This is a genomic window from Corallococcus sicarius, assembly GCF_003611735.1.
GTDB classification, from domain to species: Bacteria; Myxococcota; Myxococcia; order Myxococcales; family Myxococcaceae; genus Corallococcus; species Corallococcus sicarius.
In genome coordinates this window covers 1-971 of the sequence record NZ_RAWG01000657.1, presented here as the reverse complement: position 1 = coordinate 971, position 971 = coordinate 1, and the positions used below count along the sequence as shown (strand labels likewise).

General features: G+C 74.2%; 1 protein-coding gene. It reads left to right on the top strand.

The window, feature by feature from the left end; all coding sequences use genetic code 11:
- Positions 1 to 91: 91 nt before the first annotated feature.
- Positions 92 to 971: hypothetical protein (locus D7X12_RS45255; protein ID WP_147444006.1), on the top strand; the 880-nt coding region annotated here is incomplete at its 3' end.

Genomic DNA, 971 nt, shown 5'->3' with positions numbered 1-971 from the left:
GAAGGGGGACGGTTCATGCGGGCGGGAAGGGCCGCACTCTAACCCGGACCTTCCCGGGCCCGCAGGGTGCGCTACGCTCGCGCGCCTCGCGATGCCTGCTCCCCTCCGGAAGTCCCCGCTCCCGCCGCTCGTGGTCGCCGCGCTCCTGCTGCTGGCCCACGCGGCCGTCTGGCAGGCCTATTTCCAGGGCTTCCGCCTGGACCTGGGCAGCCTGGACCTGCCCACCCGACGCTACCTGCTGCTCGCGGCCCTGATGGCCTTCCTGGGGCTGCCCGTCGTGGCCTGCCTGGCGCTGGTGGGCGCGCGGACCCTGAGGGCCGAGCGGCTCGCGGGCTGGCATGCCGCCTGGCGCGAGTACCCGGACCGGCGCAGCCTGCTCGCGCTGGGGGCGCTGGGCGTGCTGCTGCCGCTGGCCGTCCAGTCCGCGCTGCTGGGGTACGCTCCCCTCACCGACGACGAGGCGTCCTACCGCTTCGCCGCGCGGTTGCTCGCCTCCTTCCGGCTGTGGGTGCCCTCCCCGCCGATGAAGCTCTTCTTCGACAGCAGCTTCATCGTGAATGACGGCAGGCTGTACAGCCAGTACTTCCTGGGCTGGCCTTTCCTGCTGGCCTTCGGGATGAAGGCGGGCGTGCCGTGGCTCATCAACCCGCTGCTGTCGGGAGCGACCGCGGTGGCGGTGTTCCTCGTGGCCCGGGAGTGGTTCGGCTCCGCGTGGGCGCGGGTCGCGGGCGTCCTGTTCCTGGCCTCGCCGCTGGTGGTGACGGGCGCGGCCACGCAGATGTCGCACACCGCGGTGCTCTTCGCCCTGGCGTGGATGCTCTACGGCATCCAGCGCTCGCGGGCCGGCGCGGGCGCGTGGGCGGCGGCGCTCGCGGCCCTCTGCTTCTGCCTCGCGTTCTGGACCCGGCCGGCGACCGCCGTGGGGCTGGGGGCGCCGCTGCTCGTCCTGGGGGCCTGGGGGCTGCGAGGCC